This window comes from Rhodoglobus galactosidasius, from assembly GCF_054957775.1.
The window spans coordinates 72,976-90,524 of record NZ_JBQIAV010000004.1; the positions used below are offsets into that span (position 1 = coordinate 72,976).

The window sequence follows — 17,549 nt, forward strand, 5'->3', positions numbered from 1 at the left end:
GTCTATTGCATGTACCCATAACGGATTAGAAGTTCCCGATATCGCGCCGGGTTACTCCCAGCCATTGTTTGAATGGCTTCTGGCATCAACCGAATACTTGTTGTGCGGCGAAGATCGCCACCAAACCGACCACGAGCCGTAGTGCCCTCCGTGGTCGCAAACACCCGCAAAGGTGAACCGTCAGCTTTCACGCCGATAGTTAGTGGCTTCAGACGGTTGCCCGAAACTGCCGCACCGCCATGACCGGAATAACCGATCCCGTAAGCGCCACGACGAGCATTGACAACCTGAATAGGGTTAGCCCCATTGCGGATAGCCTCAGCCCCAGCTTTTGTGAACACCCGGCTCTGTTCAGCCGGAGTCAGCGTCTCGAAATACTCTTCAGGCGAGCTCGGGAGGCCGTCGGGAATTTTCGCCCCGCCAGGGATCGCCATTGTCCCGCACTTGCACGAAACGTGCCGCTCGAACGCAACCATCCCCGACGACTTGCCGGCAAGAATCGCACACCGCGAACACGCACCAGCATTGAGTACACGCACATAAAGCGTGTACCCCTTACCAGCGGCAAGAACGCCGTCAGAACTGCGCCCCAAATCATGTACTGCGGCCTGAGCCAAAATGCCCAAAAATGCGGCTCCAGACTCGAACGCCCTCGACGGGGCAAGCCCAGAACCAATAAGACGTTTCGTTTGCGTCACAGCACCATACATAGCAGGGGCAACCTCACGGCCATCACTCATAACGCCAGCAAAAGCACCCTCGTTGAGAGTCACCGGCTTAGGTTGATACCCCCACGACTGGTCAACCGCAGCCATATAAGGAACGGACTGCTGTGCCGCCACCAACTGTGCAGAAGTCACCAACCCGACCAGTTGCGGTGCCACCCGATCCCAACCCGCTTCGAGGTCATCTAGCGGAACCGTTCGGAATGCCCTAACAGCTCGAACCGCTAGGTCATTGCCCAGGGCTTCGCGTCGAGCATTCTGCGCGTCACCAAGATCAGACTGCCGAGACATCGTTTTGGTTGATCGCATCGTTTACGGCAGCGTGAGCGGCAAAAGTAACCGCAGACTCTTCCTCAAGCTTCTTCATAGCAAGAACACGTTTGATTTCCACCGGATCGAGCCCATCAATTTCCATCAGGTACTCAAGGGGGTAACCAATCGACTTCTTCTTCACAAGCGCATCGGCAAGCTGAGACTCAGAACGAATCTCAGGGTTTGCCCACGCGATAGTTGCCAACCGTGCAGCCTGAGCCAACTTCTTATCACCCTTAGCGAGCGCAATAAGTCGGTACACCTCACGCAGTCGCGGGGTCACGAACGTCTGAAACTCGATGGTCTTCTTCACAAGACCAATCTCCGACGCTTTCAAACCATCAGCGCCCACATTCGACATCCCGGTTTTTGTAATCAGGTACGTAGGCGGTGTGCGAGTCTGTGCAGCAATATGGCCCACAGCTTCATCAATGACATCGGTGAACACATCCAGCTTTGCAGCCGGCCATGAATCAATCTTTGCGTCACCATTGGTCAGATAAAGGAGTCGCTTCTCAGCCAAATCCTTAATATCAACCGGCTTATCGCCGACGTGTTTTCCCTCACCGTCCAAAATGGGCATCATCGGTGGGCCTTGACCCGTAACCACACGAGCAGGCATCGACGCATAATCCGCCGCCAGGAACAGGTACGCCCAAAGAAGGTTGATCGCATCCTGCATCGGCATCACACCAGCAGTCTCGCTAATCGGATCATGCCCGAGCAGTGGACGGTTGGGGATCTCGACCACAGGAACCTCGCCAATGAAATTAGGCAAAGGCCACTGTTCATTCGCGGGCTCACGCGGAATCCAACCACCCTCAGTGCGGGCATCATCCTTCGCCTGCTCCGCCTGAGACTTGCGCTCATCCGGCGATGTCGTGCGGCCCCGCTCAAACTTCCACAGAAACTCTGGCGTGTAGAGGGTCGCGTACTCCTTCGAGTCATCCACCCACGTTTTCAACGCAGCCTTACGGATACGCGGGTTTTCCCAGTCGTACTCAATCTCAACCGAAGAAGGATGTTCCCAGGTAACCATTGGCTCATCGGTGAAACTATCGCCCCAGACAATGACAAACGAACGAGACGCATTCAACGAAGTCACAAAACCCTGTGACGACTGCATCTCCATATCGTTGAGCAACCACTGCTCCCAAAGAACCTCAGCACCCGAACCCGCACCATCAGGCAACTTGATCCCCGTATGGGTCAGACGTTCCGCCTCAGCATCAACCACCGGACGACACCAGTTATCCGAAAACCCCTCATAACGGGCAGCGTTCGCCTTCTTCCACTCAGCCGTAGCAAAGTTCAGCGGCTGCTTACCGTCGTAATAGTTCTCAGCCGTCGTAATTTCTGGGCGGCGATTCGACAAACGTGCATAAATCCTATTCACCAATTGGAGGGCTTCATCAGCATCCATCGAACGGCCTCCTAAAGGGCTTAGAAATATATGTAGTCCTGCTCCACGACCGCATTCGCCCCTGCCGCGATCGCATCCGAAACAGCCTCATGCGCCAAAACTGACGACATCGTGAGGTCAAACTTTTGATGATCCGCAGGCTTGCCCAAAATGTATTGACGCAACCCAGTGAGCTTGTCCACATTCCGGGCACGAATAATCGCATTCCGCATATGCGTTTCCACATCAACGTCACCGTCATGCGTAAACGTCGAATCCGTGTTGTAAACATCAGTACGGAACCGCTCGAGTGAAGCGTGCATAGCCGCAATACGGTTCGTGGGCCACTTGACGAAAACTTTCTCGCCATACTCCGCAGCCCAGTTATCAATGTCCGTTTCAAAGAACATCGGGTCGCAATACGCGCGCACCACCTCAAACTCAGAGTTGATCTCCGACCACGCCGAATTGATCTCAGAATGCGGGATCTTCCCGTTCCAGTCCTGCGGTCGCCAGTACGCTTTCCGGCGCGTTTCCCCATACGTCGGGGTGAACTGGAAACCATCAAGGGTCTCTAGACGAATACCGGTGTGGTCGTTGTTGTCCGAACCATCGAACCCGCCGCAAACCTTCGTGCGCGGACTGACAAAGAACGACTCAACACGTTTCCGCGCCGACCACTTCCCCATATCCATCCACGCACCAGAACCAGGAATAATTCGGTTACCAAAGAACCGTTCAGCCTCAGCAGGATTTAACTCTGCAAGAGCAACAGACTCGGCCTCAATCGACCGCTGATCAACCCATGGCGAAGACGAATAGTTCCACAAGAAAATCTGCTTACGATCAGCCTTCAAACTGAAATCAAGATGCGCAGGCGGGGGGAAATAATGTTTCAAAACATCAGGCCGCTTCGAGTCATATGTATCCTGAGCGACAGAATTTTCTGAAGGGTCGAAAGGGTTCGTGGACTGCGAAATGCGGCCACCCATACCAGCAGCACCACGCTGCAAAGTACGAATAAACTTCTTCATCGAATTCTGATCAGTCCACAAACCAGTCTCATCACACTTACCCGACGAAATACGTGCACCGAGCTTGCCGTCCGCCTTCGACGTCACAATCTCCACACGCGAATCCCGGTTCCGATTCGGATGACGAATAAACGCCTCACCAGTCTTAGGAATCACATTCGCAAGCGGCCCGTTATCAATCATCGGGATGAGAGCGCCCCAGGTGTTCTCCACCTGATCCTCAACCACAGCCGCAAGCTGTACACGCGGAGTAGGCCACGGGCGACCCATCGGCTCGCCCACCTCATAGAAGTACACCCCGCCACACGGGCACGGGATCGACTGATCCGCACAAGCATAAAAATCGCCCTCGACAGCAAAGCCATCAAAGAGAGCAGGGCCAACAAACTCAAGACACGTCTCAGCAGCCACACCCGGCGACTTGCCAACCTTCTGTGCAGCCATCCACATACTCGTGCGATACCTAAACGCCTGGTTCAGCTCACCACGCTTCGCAGCAGGACGAACCTCATACCAATTCGCCAAATACACACGATGGTCAACAGTCGGCACAAACGGATCACCAGCAGTCTCCCCATCAGGGACAACACAATGCTGCTCAATCCACCACATGCCCAAATAACCAAGCGAACGAGTACGCGGCGGGATCTTGTAATCAGGCCCCTTCAATGGAAACAGCCTTCAGCCAGTCGCCCGAAGTCGTCCGGCGCTTACCAGTCGACAACGAGGTAGCAACATCCGAAGAATCAGCAATCTGCCACTGAAGCGTTTTCATGCCATTCAGCGACAAACCAAGCTCGCCCTCCATACGCATAACCGCAGTCTTCAAACCAGCAGACGCATCGACCATCACAGACTCAAAATAGGAACGCACATACTGCGCCACCTGAAACTCAAGGCCCAAAATCTCCCACATCAGAGCCTGCGGTTTCGCCCACAACTTCTCCCACAAAGCAATCTCGACATAACTCGACTCCATCAACGGCCACTCAGGCGGCGCATCAGTACGACCCTGAACCGGCAACGTCACAAAATCCTCTTTGCCACCCAAACCACGAATCTGCGAACGCATCGAATTCGGATCAGCCGGACGACCAGCGCCCACACGTTTCCCACCCATAACAATCACTCCCTAGCCACATTGCGCGGCATAAAAAAAGGGCCCCCATTGCGGAAGCCCAAAACTGTGTGAAAACCACGCACCAACAACCCGAAAAAGCGGAAAGGCACCACCGAGGGGGCGATTTGGAAAGGTCTAGAATCCACCTCGCGCTTTTTTGCCCTCACCGGCGGAAAACTCGGATGGGCCGTTCGGGGGTCGTAGCCCGGTCGCTTTCCGGTGCCCCTCGGGTGTGCCTCTGACTGTCTGTTGGTGCCGTGCTGGGGCGTGGTGTGCGCTACTTGGTAGCGTGTGTTCGGCTTAGTCTCTGTTGTTCCATCCACCGGGGCTTGTGGCTGCTGTGTGTTTGTCGTGGCAGCCTTTGTCTAGCCCTCGCCCGTATTGGGGGTCGTTGGGGTTGAGTCCTAAGTCTTGAAGTTCTTTGCGTGTGCGTGGGTAGTGGTCGGCTACTGTCGCTTCACGTATCCCGCAGAGTACGCAGATGGGGTCGGCGGTTAGTACTGCCCGTCTGAATCTCTTATGGCCTGCGGTGGCGTATGGGTTGCCGTTTGGTCGTCGTGTTTGTTCTGCAAGTTTGCGGTGGTCACTGCATTGTGAGCCTTCGCCGGTGGGGTAGAGGTTGGGGCATCCTGGTTTGGAGCACACCCTCATGGTTGCTCCCTATGTGCAGATGATGACCGTCGCGGTTCCGGCGATGGCAATCACTGGGGTGGCGAGTAGTAGCATGATTGCTTTGTCGTATCGGATTGCTTTGCGCAAGGCGGGTGTGCAATCGGTGTGTTCTGGTGTCCAGAAGCTTCGGATGGTGTTTGCGAGTTGGCTGCTCATGGCTGCTCCTGCTCGTCTTCGTGCCCTGCGATGATCCGGTCGGCTGCGTCTCTAGCTGCTTGACTGATCCTGGCGCGTATGGAGTTGGTGGAGTATGGCACGCCGTTAGGTGCGATCCAGTCAGTCATGGGTGAGCTCACAATCGCGGGCGATTGATGGCACTACGAAGCGTCGTTGGCATCGGGCGCACTGGTAGGTGTCAGTCATTGCCGGCCAGAGCGTTGTCGAGCCATTCGTTGAGGCGTTCGACAGTCTCAGGTGGTAGCGAGCGGATGATTGAACATGCTGCGGTTTCTGCTGCGGTGAGGTTCATGTTGTCAGCCCGTCGTTGGGTTTCGGTTAGGTGGTGAAGTGCAGAGGGGTAAACGCTCCACACCACACCGGTCCCAGGTTGTTACTCGTCGTGCCCATACGCTGAATCGCGAGCGTTGCGCAATGTCTTGATGAGACGGTTGATCTGTGCCCGGTCAAGGTCGATGCTGATTGGGCCGACACCGTCACCCTCGGAAAGATTGAACGTTTCCGGGTGCTCGGGAGAAAAATAGAACCCGCCCGAATATCCAGGAAGTTCCCTCGCAGCAACAAACAAGTTCACACAGAGACCTTCAGGACCGCCAATTTCTTCCTGCTCGGCGCTTCCTTCTTTGCTCCAACGAACCATAATGTCCGCATACCCGCTGTTACCGCTTGCTCTTACACGTTCTTTAGGCATAATCGCCCCTATCGTCTTAGCTGCATCACGCAGCCTGCCCAGCATCGCGCCGGGAAGAATGAAACCTTGTGCACGAATCCTTTACACGCCGGTAAGACGTGTAAACATTTCGGGTGATTCTTTACAGGTGGTCACGAACCAACGATCTCTGAAGTGCCATCCCAGACGAACTCCGAGACAGGTGCGTGAAGTTGGCAAGCGCAACAATAAGTTGATCCGTAGAACTTCGGGTCGCGCGCGTACGTCTCAGCAAGTGCTCCACCCATGGTCGTCACCGCACCACACTTATGCACGTAGCTGCGGCGCACGGATCGGATGAATCCTTTGGCGCGCTCTTCATCACTGAGGACAAGATAAACGTCCTGCTGTGGGCGAGGCGCGCTGTCTGTACCGTGACCGAGACGCGGGTCGGTTGGATCAGTTGTTAGTGCCATGAGGTACTCCTGTCAGTGGTCGCGAGCAGGTGAGGGCACCGGTTGCGGAATCGAACCGCTCCACCCTGACTCAAACATGGTCAGGTGCTCTCACCAGAGAGCTTTCCCGGCACGCCCCACCGCTCCGAATTGGCGCTCTCCGCCCTAGACGGTGCAACCCATCCCGGTAGCGACCGAGCCTGTAAGCCCTGCTAGGCACGGATGACAGCAGGGAACTAAGTGAACGGCACATGCGCGATGCCCGCTGCTATCAGAGTGGTCGGGAGCGAGTGCCGAAGATTAAATGCGAAAGGCACCCAGTCCCACTATCAGGAACACGGATGCCTACGGCACCAGCCTACAACACCGATGCGACATCGCTCACCCATTTTTCTCTCGGCGTGTCTTAGATTCCGGTTCGGTTATGAGGATCAGCCGCAAGCGGGCGAAGAGGTCACTGGATCGGATATAGCGCGTCCCCCTCACCCTCTGCGTTGGCAATCCTGCTTTCAGCCACCGCTCCACTGACCGCCGTGAGCGTTGCACTTCCCGTGCCGCTTCTGCGATCGTGAACCACTCTTCACCGTCTGAGTCACGCACCTTTGGGATCTTCCCCTGTCTCTGCCCCCATAGGTTTGTTTCGTGTTCGCCAGCGGATAACAGTCTCGCCGGTAGATATGTCGTACTCACGGTTTATCTCAAATCCCGGATTGGTTTCGATGAACTCCGTCACGGCCTGCTCGAAGGCTCGGAGTTCACGCCAATGCATGTTCTCGATGACTTCGCGTGGAATGCGTTTCTCCCCGTGATCGCCTATAAAAGTTAGATCAGTACTCACGGTGTCTCCCCTGTCTCTGTACCTGCTGCACGGATAGCAAGGGCGGCTTGTTTTGATCCCCACCTGTGCAGTTGTGCGAGTTGCCCGGTGCCGAAGTATCGAGTTTCAGCAATCACCGCATCGGCTTCTCGTTGCTCTGCCCGCATCAGGGCATCATGGGAGGCAAGCCAGCGGTCGAACTCCGCAGCAGCCTCAGCATTGGTGCGTGATGTGCCTTCGAGATAATGGCAATAAGCCACCCTTACAGGTTCGTCCCGCAGTTCGTCACTCATGCGCTTTGCCCCGCTTCCCTGAGAATGTCCCAACCGTTGTCGTAGTGCCCCGCCAATTCCCAGAACACTTCGTCCATCTCCGCATACGTTTCATCGAACATCGCCGCAAGCTTTGATGTGGCGCTGGCAATCTCCGCAAAACCCAGCGAGAGCCAAATGGCCCCATCTTCTTTGAGGCTTTGGAAGTCTGCGAGCAACACCAAAAATCGGGTCATCTCGTCGTCTGTCATGATGCGCTCCTAAACATTTCGGCGTAATGAACATACTTCTCCGGCTCGGCGACCCACTTACAGCGGCCACAAAGCACCATCACATCAGAGTTGAATTTTGACGGCCACGCAACAAACACTTCCCTCTTCCCACACACAGGGCATTCCCGTTTATCGGCTGCCCTCGGTGGACGCGGTTCGACACCATACTGGCCGGTCAGTTTATACACCCCGGGTGATTCTTCCCACCCCCACGAAATGTCGTCGTGAAAGGCGATAGCAGACGGTGACCCCGCGATGGTGTCGAGTCTGACAAGGAACCACGAGGTGAGCTGTGCAGCCTGATCATGTGCCGCAATAGGTGAGACAGGGCGTGAACCTTGCACCTCACTGAATCCCATCCACACACGAATTGACGGCGGGTCAACATGCAGTTGCTCGGAGAGTGCATCAATCCATGAAACGAGTTTCGCGAAGAGGGCATCGGACGAATCCAAAGGACCAACCCGCAACGGTGCCGGCGAACCATCACCACCACCCTGGATACGTTCGCTGAGTTCGTAGTTGCCACCGGGCGTGATCTGCATTCGCATGTTCGCCATGAGGTCAGGAATCATCTTTAGCGCGTACCGCATCCGATAGAAACATGAGTCGCACAATTGCTCGCCGTGGTTGGCCGGTTTTGGTCGCGGCTCCTCACCCTCGACCATTGACTCCCAGACACAGCCACGGATGCACGGTGGCTTCTTGCGCTTTTCCTCGTGGTCGCTCATTTCGGTGTTCATAGCTCTTCCTCCCAATTGAACTCGCGCTTGACTCCTTCGAGCTTGAACTCAGGCTCCATCGGGTACGGCATCTCATCTGGTAGCACAACTTCAAGCGTGAAGCTGTCCTCATACAAGATGCGCTCAACCAGTGCTCGCGCCATTGCTCGGGCATAGTCGGTGGGGATGTGGCTATTGCCAGTCTTGAGGGAGTCGGGGTTCTCGGTTGCCCACGCCGTCTCAGGAACGTCGTCGTACTTGTCGTTCAGGTCCATGTGCGCGACGTGCAGCAGGGTGACGAACTCATCGACCATCCCGTCAATCAACATCTGGGCCTTCTTTAGTGTGTAGGTGTTCATAGCTCCGTGCCCTTCTCGTTGTTCTGCCATGCCCTGAAAGCTTCTGCTGATGAGATCGGGTCAGCAGTGTTGTTGGTGATGAACTGGCCATATTGGGCGTTCATTTGAGCCAGAAACGCTAGGCTTCGATCTACTTGGTGAAGGTGCTGCTTTTTTCCGCCCCGCATCTTCATCTTCGGGAAGTAGCGCGGGGTGCGAGGCAGTTGGCTCACTGGGTGCCTTTCGGTGTGTGGATTACGCGCAAAGTTCCTTGGGCGCACTCAACAATGGATTGCGGGGACCAGCGGCGTTCAGGATCGCCACCCAAAAGTTGCCAATCGCCCCAAGCTGTTTTGCAGCAGATCACCGGGGCATCCTCTTTAGCGTCGAACGGATCAATGACGATGCTTCCCACCGGGAGCGCATCGAGTTCTTCCCGAGTCGTGATCGTCGTGAATTTCTTAGTCTTCACTGGGTGCCACCTTCCTCGGTTAGCGGCAGGGCGCGGATCGACTGAACGTTTCGGCAGACACGGCACGTAAATTGGTATTCAGGGTGCAGCATGTCGTCGCATATCAGCGCCGCCCGTTCCCGCATATTGGCCACCCGCAGGTCAGCCTCGGCAGTCGTGACGACCAGGCCGGATGCGAGGATGGCGTCGGTCGCTGCGAGCGATTGATGCTCATTCAAAATTGAGGCCGTGCCCATCAGTACGGATGCAATCGCTTCGCGTGCTGCGTTCGTGTCAGACATGGGTGCCACCTTCCGTAACCTGCGTGGGGGTGGTCGGTTGTGGGAGCACCACTAGCAACCACCCGCCACCATCCCACTCGACGCTGACCGGATATGTTCCAAGCGCAAGCCCCTCAAAATATGTCTCAGGGGGCTCAGACTCGAAGACGAATAGGAGACCGCACCCGTTTGTCACTGGAACCATCCACATGCCGTCGATGTATGCGTGGTGCCCGACGCGATCATTGCCCCATTCGTCGCCAACAATTTCGTCATCTTTGGGGTGCCGGTGCCACGACTTTGTGCACTTACGGTAGGTTTCGCAGCGGCTATCGTGCTCGCCATGAAACTCGAACTCGATCTCTTCTTCACCAATACGGTTAATTGTCACGGTGTGGCTCATGCGCTCTGCCCCTTCGTCTCGTGCGGTTGTGGGTCTACCTGAACAGGCTCGACCGGGAGCCACTTAGTTCTTTTGGATGGAACGCCGTTGACTTTTGCGTACTCCCATTCAGGCTCTACCGGGAGGGCATCCATACGGCTAGCGAGCTTTCCGAGCATCGCCGCGATCAACGGGCCATCCGCCGAATAGCACTCATCAAAGAATGGATGACGGGCAATAGACTCCCACGCGTCCAAACGCTCGTCAGGCTCTACCGTTACGCTGAGGGTCGCGTGTAATTGGGCCTCAGCGAGAAACACATCCGCCTGCTTCGCCCAGCCTGCGCGAATTGCAGAACCTGCCGCGTTGCGGTCGCCAGCTGATGAGCGATATCCGCGCGAGAGCTTCAAAAGCTTTTCGGACTTGGCCCGGTGTTGCTCTGGTGTCGTGTCAGTCATTTCGTTACCCCTTCGCTCTCAGGCTCTACCGGGACAGGGAGACGTTCGGGTGCGCTCAGGATTTGATCGAGAGCACACCAAGCGCATTCATCCGTGCATTCGGCGGGTTGCTCGTCGGTGGCCTCATAAATTTCGTGAGATTGATTCTCGTGCGCCCACTCGCGGACTGCCATCAGTTTGTCCGTTAGTCGCTCAGACTCGTCATACCAATCCTTCGCCAGAGCGTCACTCTCTGTCGGTACGGTGACAGCCTCCAAAGCATCCGCAAGGCGACCGATTAGCCCCGTGACTTTCGCACTAACTTGCTCGGTCGAATCCGCATCAGGGTCTTCGTTTCGCCAAACCGTCGCTTCTGCGATCAGGTCGGTGATCGATACACCAGGCTTTTTGTTGAACTTCCACGATTCAGACATTTAGGCTGCTTCTTTCTCGTTGTTGGTGTGACACCGGCACGCAAGCACATGGCCGGTCGGATATGCATCCCGCACAGTCGAGTGACCGTGTGGGGTCTTGCAGCATGAAGGGCGACAGTTGCCCGCAGTTTGGTTATCCCTCGACTTCGGCAACCATTCGTTTCGTGGTTGACGTATCGGTCTTGTTGAGGTGCTCATTTTCAAAACGGAGTTTCGTCGCTGTAGCCCTGTGAGGCCGTAGGATTCTCCGCTGGGGTATTTGCCCACGGCTCCCCCGTTGTCGCCTCTGTGGTGGCACCGTTAGCCAGTCTGGCCTTATTCAGCGACCGCTTCACACTGTGAACTGTCTCGCCGTCACGGTTTTGCCACTCATCAACCTTGTCCCCATGCATCCCAGAAACCTCGATCACGTCACCCTCAGACAAACCATGCGGCTCATCAAAGAATGCTGCCCACCGGGTTTTCCCCTCCGAGCCGTCGCGCTTCTTGAACGCCTCAACAACTTCGGCGCCTTTGCCGTCAAAGAATGTGCGAGTTACCGTGCCCTGAACTTTTGTGAAAGCCATTTACTTCTTCTCCTTGATGGTTGCTGACTCTGAAACGTCGGGTTCATTTATCGACTCGCGGTCGATCATCTGCTCCAACGCTTTTTTGATCATTGCTCCGTCCGTCACCGTGCGGGTCTTCGCTTTGAGTGCGTCAAACTGTTTGCGCTGCTCGGCGGTGATCGACACGGTAATAACACGCTTCTTGAATGGCTCGCGCTCAGTGAAAGAGTTCTCATCCACGGTCATCACTTCCCCCGGTGAGTTTGCGTAGTGATTCCGCAATGTCAATCAGCGCGCCACACATCACTTCGTCGTGCATTGCGTTGCGAATATCTGGCGATGAAACCAGGTGTGCTTCCTGCAACGAACCTGCCGCCGCATCTGGATCGAAATGGTTACTTGCCATCGGTCTCTTCTTCCTGTTTCGGTTCTGGAAATGGTTTTCTGGACTTCCCACACGCACACACGAGAGTGCCGCCGGGGGTAATCCAGAAGTTGCATGAATGTGAATCGGTCATGCCACACGTCTCCAAACTTGTAACTCGATCTCAACTTCTTCGGACTTGTCGATCTGCTCCCCGCCACGAAAGAAGCGGTCAATCTGTTTCTCCTGCTTCGAGAACATTGCTGAACGATCACGCAACGCCTTATTTGGGGTCATGCGGGCAAGGAAATGTGAGAACTTGTGATCCGATGGGAACTCGACGTAGCTCATTGCGCCTCCGCCTTAGCTGCCCGGTGTGCTTCGATTGCTGCCAGGGTTTCGGCCTCAAACTTTTTGCGATCCAACGTGATCTTCGATGCCTCAATCGCCGGTTGCCGTTTGCGTTCCTCACGCTCCCGAGCATCCCTCGCCCGCACAGCACCAACACGAATATGATTCGGTGTCAGATACGCGGACGACTCGCGACGATGCAACCTGACAGCCTCGATCGCATCCTCAAACTTGAGATCACCAATCGACTCATGCCACTCACGCAACACAATTCCCTTGTCGTCAATCTCGCGGTTATCGCCTAACTGGATCTTCGCCAGCACTGCCGCCACTTGTGAGTTATTCATGCGCTGAGCTCCTTTCGTGCTTGCGCTTCATCCATCGCACGCCCCTGCTCGATAATGGACAGGGCGCGTTCATCCTTCGTTGGTTTGGTCTGCCGTGCAGTACGTTCAGCGTTAGCCGCCAACCGCAACTGGTCGTACTTCTCGCGAAACTTCGGCATTGACAAAACGTTCCCTTGCCAAAACTGATCTGCCTGAACCCACATGATGAGGCGGGCAGCGCTTTCGAGGTCGCGCCCGTCCTTGTCGATTAGCAGCCGTGCCGCGTCATGCCACCCAGCTCCGATAGTCGGTCTGAGTGAGCCGTTGCTCTCGATGAGGTCAGCGAGCAATGTGCAAAGAGATTCGACGTCGGCGCGGATTTCCGCGACGTTAATAGTGCTTTGCTTTGTATTGACTTGCTTTGTAGTGCTTTGGCAGGCGGAATCCGTACCGTTTCCATCCTGATTCCGGGCGGAATTCGTCGTCTTTTCCCCGAGATTACTGGCCTGCCGCAGCAAGTGACTTGCTGGCATTAATCCGTAACCCGCAGCGGTTGTGTCGTGATCATGCTGCGGAGTGTCGAGAGAGTGTGGAGAGAGTGTGGTCGGAGTGTCGTCGGAGTGTCGAGTTTTTGCGGCCTTCCTGTCACGATCGCGCTTCAGATTCTTGCCAATCTCTTCCGCCGTCTTGTTCCACTTGTGCCATGAGCGCGGTACAAAACCTCCATCAACTGCCTCCAACAAGCCGACTTCCTGCAACCGAGTGACGCGTTTCTGCACACTTCGCAGTCCGTAGCCGACCGCAAACTTGAGTTGTCGATCAGTAATGAACCCGTCACTAGAGGCATCCGAGAGAAACGCAAGCACTCGCACAAAGAGCAACTCGGCATCCGGGCCAGCCTCAAGGATCGCGTCGTCACGAAAGTAGGTAGCCGAAAGCGGGGCATATGAACCGTTTGATTTAGGACGTGCCATTCTTTTCCTCCTTCCTTGTGGGCATCAAAACGCGATCCCGTAACCTGTTTCGAGGGCACCAATCAGCACCATGTATTCGACTGCTGTGTGTGCATTCACCGGGACACGCACGACCCCTTCGAGGCGATACCAACCGTCCGCATATTGCACCGGGATGTTCACGCACCGTTCCGCTGTCTGCGCGTTCGTGGCACGCTTCTGAACACGGATACCCCGCGCGACGAGTTGTGCCCTGTACGGGCCGTTAGCGTCCTCTTTCATGCCATTGCAGATGGTGCACGCTGCGATCAGATTTTCGGGAATGTCGAGCACCTTCGATCCTCCCGCGCCTCTGTTCGCTCGATGGTCACTCGCCGTCGCTACCCCTGTGCAATGTGGGCCAGCGATCACACACCGGTGATTATCGCGAGCCAGAACAGCGGCGACAACCTTTCTCGGAATAGTCATAAGCTCCCCCAGAAGGTTGTCCCGAATACCCACACGATCTGCCACACAGCAACCGCCATGAGGATGGACAGGACCACAAGGAAGGGGAGGATAACTGCGGGGCGGGTCATGCGATGTCCTCAATAAGTTCTAGGTCTTCGGTGTAAACCTGCTCAATGCCATTACCGAAATCGACGTAAACAATGTCGTCGTCGTAGTGGCCGACTACCTTCCCGATCTCGCCCGCTAGCTTCACCTGAGCGCCCGTAGTCTGCGTTATAAGACGCCGATGCCGGGGACTGAGATGGGCGCTCATTCGGTGCCCCCTGAGATGATCGCGTCAGCCAACCGCACAATCAGGTTGTGTTCCTTGCCGAGCATCCCGGTACCATTCGTGCCGTCCGTGAGCTGGTAGAGAGCTTCGCTGAGTATCCCGATTTGTGCGTCGATGGTCGCGTGCAGAGTGCATATCAGGTCAGCATTGCTGCGATTGCCGTGAGTGCTCGCGACTAAATCCGCAGCATCGCCGTCACCGTTTCCCCACACGCGCGGCCAGCTAAGCGCCTGCTGTGTGAGAAACCATAAACCTGGAGTGCTGTTAGATTTCAACTCTTCGAGTCGCACTATGGCCGCTTCAATCCTCTGGGCAGGTGTTAGATCACTCATTGGGCACCCTTTCTAAGGTCTGCCACATGTTGCTCCCATGTGGCTTTACCGGCACGCAACTGTTCGATGCGGTGAGCGTGTGCGCCGGTATCGTCAAACTCCGCAATCTGGGCGTTGAACATGGCAAGTAGCCAGTTGGCTGTAGACAGTTGGTCTTGAGCTGAGCGAGTCATCGGTCTGCCTCAGGTGCGACATAGCTCGGATCGGATTCGTCCATAGGCCTGGGATCTGATTCGTCTACAGGCTTCGGCTCGACCACGACCGGTTCGGGTTCGTCACGAGTTACAACAAGATCGTGCATACCTGCGATGGACTCCACCTTCTGCTCGTCGGCTTCGACAGCGCGGCCCATCTCCGTGGACTTCGGCATGTACGGCGCGAGTGCACGAACACCAGACTTACGCGCCATCTCTTCCTCGTTGGTCTTCCACGGCGACTTCTCCCAATGCGCGGGACGACGGGCGAGCACCTTCTCGCGAGGCAGATACGCCCACACAGTTCCAGCACCAACGATCTTCGCCATAGCGACAACGCCGGTCCACTCACGGGTTTCGTCGTAGTCGGCAGGGTTCCAATCGAAAAAACGTCCTCTTTCGCTATTGGCTCCGTGGTCAAACTTGTCACCATCACGCACAAGGAATGTTTCGATCTTCTCGACCTTGCCCGAGCGGTACGCCAACTCCATATATCCGGCGTACCCAATAATGGGTAGGCACTCCCAGCGCTTCTGCCAGTTGTTCTCATTGTCTTTGTATGAGATCAGGCGGGGCGTGAGGTAGAAGTGCCCGAGCGCGGGGCCGACCTCAAGCTTGAGTTGCGCCGCGAGCATGATCGCACCAAGCACAGATGCAGGGGTGGCCTGTTGCAGCTTCTCGTCTTTCATGATGGTGCTGATCGCGGCTCTCACGAATGCACCAGAATTCAGGGTTCCCGCGAGCTGAGCCTCAATTGCAGGCTGTTGTGCTTGCACGAGATCGCGGATGGTGGGATTCTTCTTCTGCTCAACCGCTTTACTTGCGGTTGCTGCGGATAGATCACTCATTTGTCTGTCGCTTTCTTGCGTAGGAACGTGCGCGTGGGTTCCCCTTGTTTGGTGAACTCCGCCACAATTTCGGGGTGCGCTGTTTTCAGCGCTGAGGTGTCGAGCCGTTTAGATCCGGCGCGGGGCTTCCATGTGAAAAGGATTTGATCGCCGTAGGTCAGTTCGGTCGCGTCCTGCATCGCTTTTTGCAGTTCGAGCTTCACTCCGTCGAGCCGTTCGCCCACGTCGATCGCTTCGGCCTGCATCAACCCGTAAGCGCCCCACAGCTCGTAGAGCGCTTCACCACCGTCAACCGATAGTTCGGTGTCACCCGGCCACAACTCGACCGCCTCAGCGGACGTGGAGGGTTCCGGTGGGATGTTCGCCAAGACGTGCTCTTCCCAGAACGCTCTTGTCTTAGGAATGAGATGGTTGTTGATGAAATCGTCATCGCGCTCGACGCGGAACAGTTCAGGAGTGTTGCCACCGTGCAAAACTGCAAGCCACCCGTAAGGGGCACCAAGCACGGCAAGTTGTGTCTGAACTTGTGTTGCGTAGTAGAGAGGTACACCGTCAGCCCACGACTCCTTCGAGTACGCGCTAGACGTTTTGAGTTCCACCGGGATAACAACATGCGGGCCACCCGCCACTGTGCGGTCAGGTGTTGCCGTCAGCCACGGCCACTCCACCGAACGAGCAGACAAACCGGGCGATAGCGGCCCAACCTCAGCGAACCGTTTAGCGGTGATCCACTGCGAGATTGGCTCTTCGAGGGCGTGCCCAAAGAACGCCAGATTTTCGGGGATATCGTTTCTGACACCCTTCTTCGCCATGTAAACACCGAGCGGGGTTTGCCAAGGCGAGAGACCCAAGATCGCCGCTACTTCTGATGCGCCGATACCTTGCTCGCGGGATTGGTGCCACTGCTCGCTGTCTTGCTGAAACTCTGGGAGGATTTCAAAAGTCATCGGATCTTCTCAATTCTTAGTTCCATATGTGCGACATCCTCTGCCTTGTCGATCCACTGAATGATTGGCATGTGCTTGACCATGAATTGCTTTGTGTCGTCCTCAACAATTCCCGCGTCAACGAGTCCGTCACACCACGCTTTGAGGCTCGGTACGGGGTTCTCATCGTCGCGGCGTGCCTTTGTGATCACGAACCAGGTGAGGGTGATTTCGCATCTGCCGAGTTGGGGGATGCGGTGTGCGGCTACAGCGGCTTCGAGCCTCATCGCTGCGACCTTCTTCGCTTTCACCATGTGATGAAGTCGGTCGTTCATGCTCACCGGGGGTCGTGTGTGCTCGAACCGCAGCACGACCTCGAAGGGGATAAACCCGTCCTCTGGTTCGTGGTCGGCAAAGTCAGCAGCCGGTTCGAGAGTCATTCGTCTACCTCCACACCGAACTCCACAGAAAGCACTTGCACCATTGAGCGGAACGAATCACGTGTTCCGATGCCGTCATGGTTGCCTTGGTCACTGGCAATAATTTGGTCTCGAACCCGGTCGAGTACCTTCTTGGCTGTTACCGCTACCGGCTCCAAGCGGGTGAAAGGGACATAGCGGGCCGCATCCGAACGCTTCCACGACTCGCCAGCGTGCCTGAAAACAAGGCCCCCATTAAGCTTTTCGTAAGTCCAGAGCATCGCGTACCTATCAAGGAAAACCCCAGCCTCGGTCGGCAACTCGACGGCAGGTTTCGCAGGGACAAACAGAGACCAGCCGGCACAACGCACTTGCACCGTGTCTGACAGAATCCCGACTTCGAGATCAATTGCCCGAACTCGACAAACCGGTGTCGTGTAGATGTACTGAATCTTTCCGGTCAACATTCCACCTTCGCGTGTGACTCGCACCTGATCGCCAACCTTGACCGTTGACCAATCCTCTTGGGGTGTCCAGTCGGTATTCATGGCATGT

The 17,549-nt window shown here is 55.9% G+C and carries 31 protein-coding genes; all 31 read right to left on the reverse strand.

What is annotated here, in order from left to right; all coding sequences use genetic code 11:
• Positions 1–2 precede the first annotated feature (2 nt).
• The 31 genes from ACTJJW_RS06320 to ACTJJW_RS06470 all read right to left on the reverse strand — a co-directional run bounded on the left by ACTJJW_RS06320 (position 3) and on the right by ACTJJW_RS06470 (position 17,542).
• A complete protein-coding gene (locus ACTJJW_RS06320) occupies positions 3–1,016 on the reverse strand; it encodes a hypothetical protein (protein WP_462643292.1) in 1,014 nt (337 codons plus the stop codon).
• Positions 1,000–2,460: a phage portal protein gene (locus ACTJJW_RS06325; protein ID WP_462643293.1), complete on the reverse strand. Its 1,461-nt coding sequence runs from the start codon at positions 2,458–2,460 to the stop codon at positions 1,000–1,002. The genes ACTJJW_RS06320 and ACTJJW_RS06325 overlap by 17 nt, the downstream gene beginning before the upstream one ends.
• Positions 2,461–2,480: 20 nt before the next feature.
• A complete protein-coding gene (locus tag ACTJJW_RS06330) occupies positions 2,481–3,701 on the reverse strand; it encodes a hypothetical protein (RefSeq protein WP_462643294.1) in 1,221 nt (406 codons plus the stop codon).
• 427 nt (positions 3,702–4,128) lie between these two features.
• Positions 4,129–4,602: a hypothetical protein gene (locus ACTJJW_RS06335; RefSeq protein WP_462643295.1), complete on the reverse strand. Its 474-nt coding sequence runs from the start codon at positions 4,600–4,602 to the stop codon at positions 4,129–4,131.
• Positions 4,603–5,253: 651 nt separating this feature from the next.
• Positions 5,254–5,421, reverse strand: coding sequence for a hypothetical protein (locus ACTJJW_RS06340; RefSeq protein WP_462643296.1), 168 nt, complete (start codon positions 5,419–5,421; stop codon positions 5,254–5,256).
• 394 nt (positions 5,422–5,815) lie between these two features.
• Positions 5,816–6,133: a hypothetical protein gene (locus ACTJJW_RS06345; RefSeq protein ID WP_462643297.1), complete on the reverse strand. Its 318-nt coding sequence runs from the start codon at positions 6,131–6,133 to the stop codon at positions 5,816–5,818.
• A 131-nt stretch (positions 6,134–6,264) separates the two neighbouring features.
• Positions 6,265–6,567 (reverse strand): hypothetical protein, encoded by a 303-nt coding sequence (locus ACTJJW_RS06350; RefSeq protein WP_462643298.1) that lies wholly within the window; start codon positions 6,565–6,567, stop codon positions 6,265–6,267.
• Positions 6,568–7,138: 571 nt separating this feature from the next.
• Positions 7,139–7,384 (reverse strand): hypothetical protein, encoded by a 246-nt coding sequence (locus tag ACTJJW_RS06355; protein WP_462643299.1) that lies wholly within the window; start codon positions 7,382–7,384, stop codon positions 7,139–7,141.
• The gene (locus ACTJJW_RS06360; RefSeq protein WP_462643300.1) at positions 7,381–7,656 is read right to left on the reverse strand and encodes a hypothetical protein; all 276 of its coding nucleotides are present in this window, start codon (positions 7,654–7,656) and stop codon (positions 7,381–7,383) included. The genes ACTJJW_RS06355 and ACTJJW_RS06360 overlap by 4 nt, the downstream gene beginning before the upstream one ends.
• Positions 7,653–7,886: a hypothetical protein gene (locus tag ACTJJW_RS06365; RefSeq protein ID WP_462643301.1), complete on the reverse strand. Its 234-nt coding sequence runs from the start codon at positions 7,884–7,886 to the stop codon at positions 7,653–7,655. Before ACTJJW_RS06365 ends, ACTJJW_RS06360 begins: the two co-directional genes overlap by 4 nt.
• Positions 7,883–8,650 (reverse strand): hypothetical protein, encoded by a 768-nt coding sequence (locus ACTJJW_RS06370; protein ID WP_462643302.1) that lies wholly within the window; start codon positions 8,648–8,650, stop codon positions 7,883–7,885. The genes ACTJJW_RS06365 and ACTJJW_RS06370 overlap by 4 nt, the downstream gene beginning before the upstream one ends.
• A complete protein-coding gene (locus ACTJJW_RS06375; protein WP_462643303.1) occupies positions 8,647–8,988 on the reverse strand; it encodes a hypothetical protein in 342 nt (113 codons plus the stop codon). The genes ACTJJW_RS06370 and ACTJJW_RS06375 overlap by 4 nt, the downstream gene beginning before the upstream one ends.
• 208 nt (positions 8,989–9,196) lie before the next feature.
• Positions 9,197–9,439, reverse strand: coding sequence for a hypothetical protein (locus tag ACTJJW_RS06380; protein WP_462643304.1), 243 nt, complete (start codon positions 9,437–9,439; stop codon positions 9,197–9,199).
• Positions 9,436–9,720 carry a hypothetical protein gene (locus ACTJJW_RS06385; RefSeq protein WP_462643305.1) on the reverse strand — a complete coding sequence of 95 codons (285 nt, stop codon included), beginning with the start codon at positions 9,718–9,720 and terminating at the stop codon, positions 9,436–9,438. Before ACTJJW_RS06385 ends, ACTJJW_RS06380 begins: the two co-directional genes overlap by 4 nt.
• Positions 9,713–10,102: a hypothetical protein gene (locus tag ACTJJW_RS06390; protein ID WP_462643306.1), complete on the reverse strand. Its 390-nt coding sequence runs from the start codon at positions 10,100–10,102 to the stop codon at positions 9,713–9,715. The genes ACTJJW_RS06385 and ACTJJW_RS06390 overlap by 8 nt, the downstream gene beginning before the upstream one ends.
• Positions 10,099–10,539, reverse strand: coding sequence for a hypothetical protein (locus ACTJJW_RS06395; protein ID WP_462643307.1), 441 nt, complete (start codon positions 10,537–10,539; stop codon positions 10,099–10,101). The genes ACTJJW_RS06390 and ACTJJW_RS06395 overlap by 4 nt, the downstream gene beginning before the upstream one ends.
• Positions 10,536–10,952 carry a hypothetical protein gene (locus ACTJJW_RS06400; RefSeq protein WP_462643308.1) on the reverse strand — a complete coding sequence of 139 codons (417 nt, stop codon included), beginning with the start codon at positions 10,950–10,952 and terminating at the stop codon, positions 10,536–10,538. The genes ACTJJW_RS06395 and ACTJJW_RS06400 overlap by 4 nt, the downstream gene beginning before the upstream one ends.
• Positions 10,953–11,152: 200 nt before the next feature.
• Positions 11,153–11,518 carry a hypothetical protein gene (locus ACTJJW_RS06405; protein WP_462643309.1) on the reverse strand — a complete coding sequence of 122 codons (366 nt, stop codon included), beginning with the start codon at positions 11,516–11,518 and terminating at the stop codon, positions 11,153–11,155.
• Positions 11,519–11,740, reverse strand: a complete 222-nt coding sequence (locus ACTJJW_RS06410; protein ID WP_462643310.1) for a hypothetical protein — start codon at positions 11,738–11,740, stop codon at positions 11,519–11,521. It lies immediately after the preceding gene.
• Positions 11,733–11,906 carry a hypothetical protein gene (locus ACTJJW_RS06415; protein ID WP_462643311.1) on the reverse strand — a complete coding sequence of 58 codons (174 nt, stop codon included), beginning with the start codon at positions 11,904–11,906 and terminating at the stop codon, positions 11,733–11,735. Before ACTJJW_RS06415 ends, ACTJJW_RS06410 begins: the two co-directional genes overlap by 8 nt.
• Positions 11,907–12,014: 108 nt before the next feature.
• Positions 12,015–12,215, reverse strand: coding sequence for a hypothetical protein (locus ACTJJW_RS06420; protein ID WP_462643312.1), 201 nt, complete (start codon positions 12,213–12,215; stop codon positions 12,015–12,017).
• On the reverse strand, positions 12,212–12,562 hold the full coding sequence (locus ACTJJW_RS06425; protein WP_462643313.1) for a hypothetical protein: 351 nt from the start codon (positions 12,560–12,562) through the stop codon (positions 12,212–12,214). Before ACTJJW_RS06425 ends, ACTJJW_RS06420 begins: the two co-directional genes overlap by 4 nt.
• Complete coding sequence (locus tag ACTJJW_RS06430; RefSeq protein ID WP_462643314.1) at positions 12,559–13,515, reverse strand: hypothetical protein; 957 nt, start codon at positions 13,513–13,515, stop codon at positions 12,559–12,561. The genes ACTJJW_RS06425 and ACTJJW_RS06430 overlap by 4 nt, the downstream gene beginning before the upstream one ends.
• Positions 13,516–13,539: 24 nt before the next feature.
• Positions 13,540–13,827 carry a hypothetical protein gene (locus tag ACTJJW_RS06435; RefSeq protein WP_462643315.1) on the reverse strand — a complete coding sequence of 96 codons (288 nt, stop codon included), beginning with the start codon at positions 13,825–13,827 and terminating at the stop codon, positions 13,540–13,542.
• Between the two features lie 241 nt (positions 13,828–14,068).
• The gene (locus tag ACTJJW_RS06440) at positions 14,069–14,257 is read right to left on the reverse strand and encodes a hypothetical protein (protein ID WP_462643316.1); all 189 of its coding nucleotides are present in this window, start codon (positions 14,255–14,257) and stop codon (positions 14,069–14,071) included.
• On the reverse strand, positions 14,254–14,607 hold the full coding sequence (locus ACTJJW_RS06445; RefSeq protein ID WP_462643317.1) for a hypothetical protein: 354 nt from the start codon (positions 14,605–14,607) through the stop codon (positions 14,254–14,256). Before ACTJJW_RS06445 ends, ACTJJW_RS06440 begins: the two co-directional genes overlap by 4 nt.
• Positions 14,604–14,780: a hypothetical protein gene (locus tag ACTJJW_RS06450; RefSeq protein WP_462643318.1), complete on the reverse strand. Its 177-nt coding sequence runs from the start codon at positions 14,778–14,780 to the stop codon at positions 14,604–14,606. Before ACTJJW_RS06450 ends, ACTJJW_RS06445 begins: the two co-directional genes overlap by 4 nt.
• Positions 14,777–15,649 (reverse strand): recombinase RecT, encoded by an 873-nt coding sequence (locus ACTJJW_RS06455; protein WP_462643319.1) that lies wholly within the window; start codon positions 15,647–15,649, stop codon positions 14,777–14,779. Before ACTJJW_RS06455 ends, ACTJJW_RS06450 begins: the two co-directional genes overlap by 4 nt.
• On the reverse strand, positions 15,646–16,596 hold the full coding sequence (locus ACTJJW_RS06460) for a YqaJ viral recombinase family nuclease (protein WP_462643320.1): 951 nt from the start codon (positions 16,594–16,596) through the stop codon (positions 15,646–15,648). Before ACTJJW_RS06460 ends, ACTJJW_RS06455 begins: the two co-directional genes overlap by 4 nt.
• A complete protein-coding gene (locus ACTJJW_RS06465) occupies positions 16,593–17,015 on the reverse strand; it encodes a hypothetical protein (RefSeq protein ID WP_462643321.1) in 423 nt (140 codons plus the stop codon). The genes ACTJJW_RS06460 and ACTJJW_RS06465 overlap by 4 nt, the downstream gene beginning before the upstream one ends.
• The gene (locus tag ACTJJW_RS06470) at positions 17,012–17,542 is read right to left on the reverse strand and encodes a hypothetical protein (protein WP_462643322.1); all 531 of its coding nucleotides are present in this window, start codon (positions 17,540–17,542) and stop codon (positions 17,012–17,014) included. The genes ACTJJW_RS06465 and ACTJJW_RS06470 overlap by 4 nt, the downstream gene beginning before the upstream one ends.
• Positions 17,543–17,549: the final 7 nt, after the last annotated feature.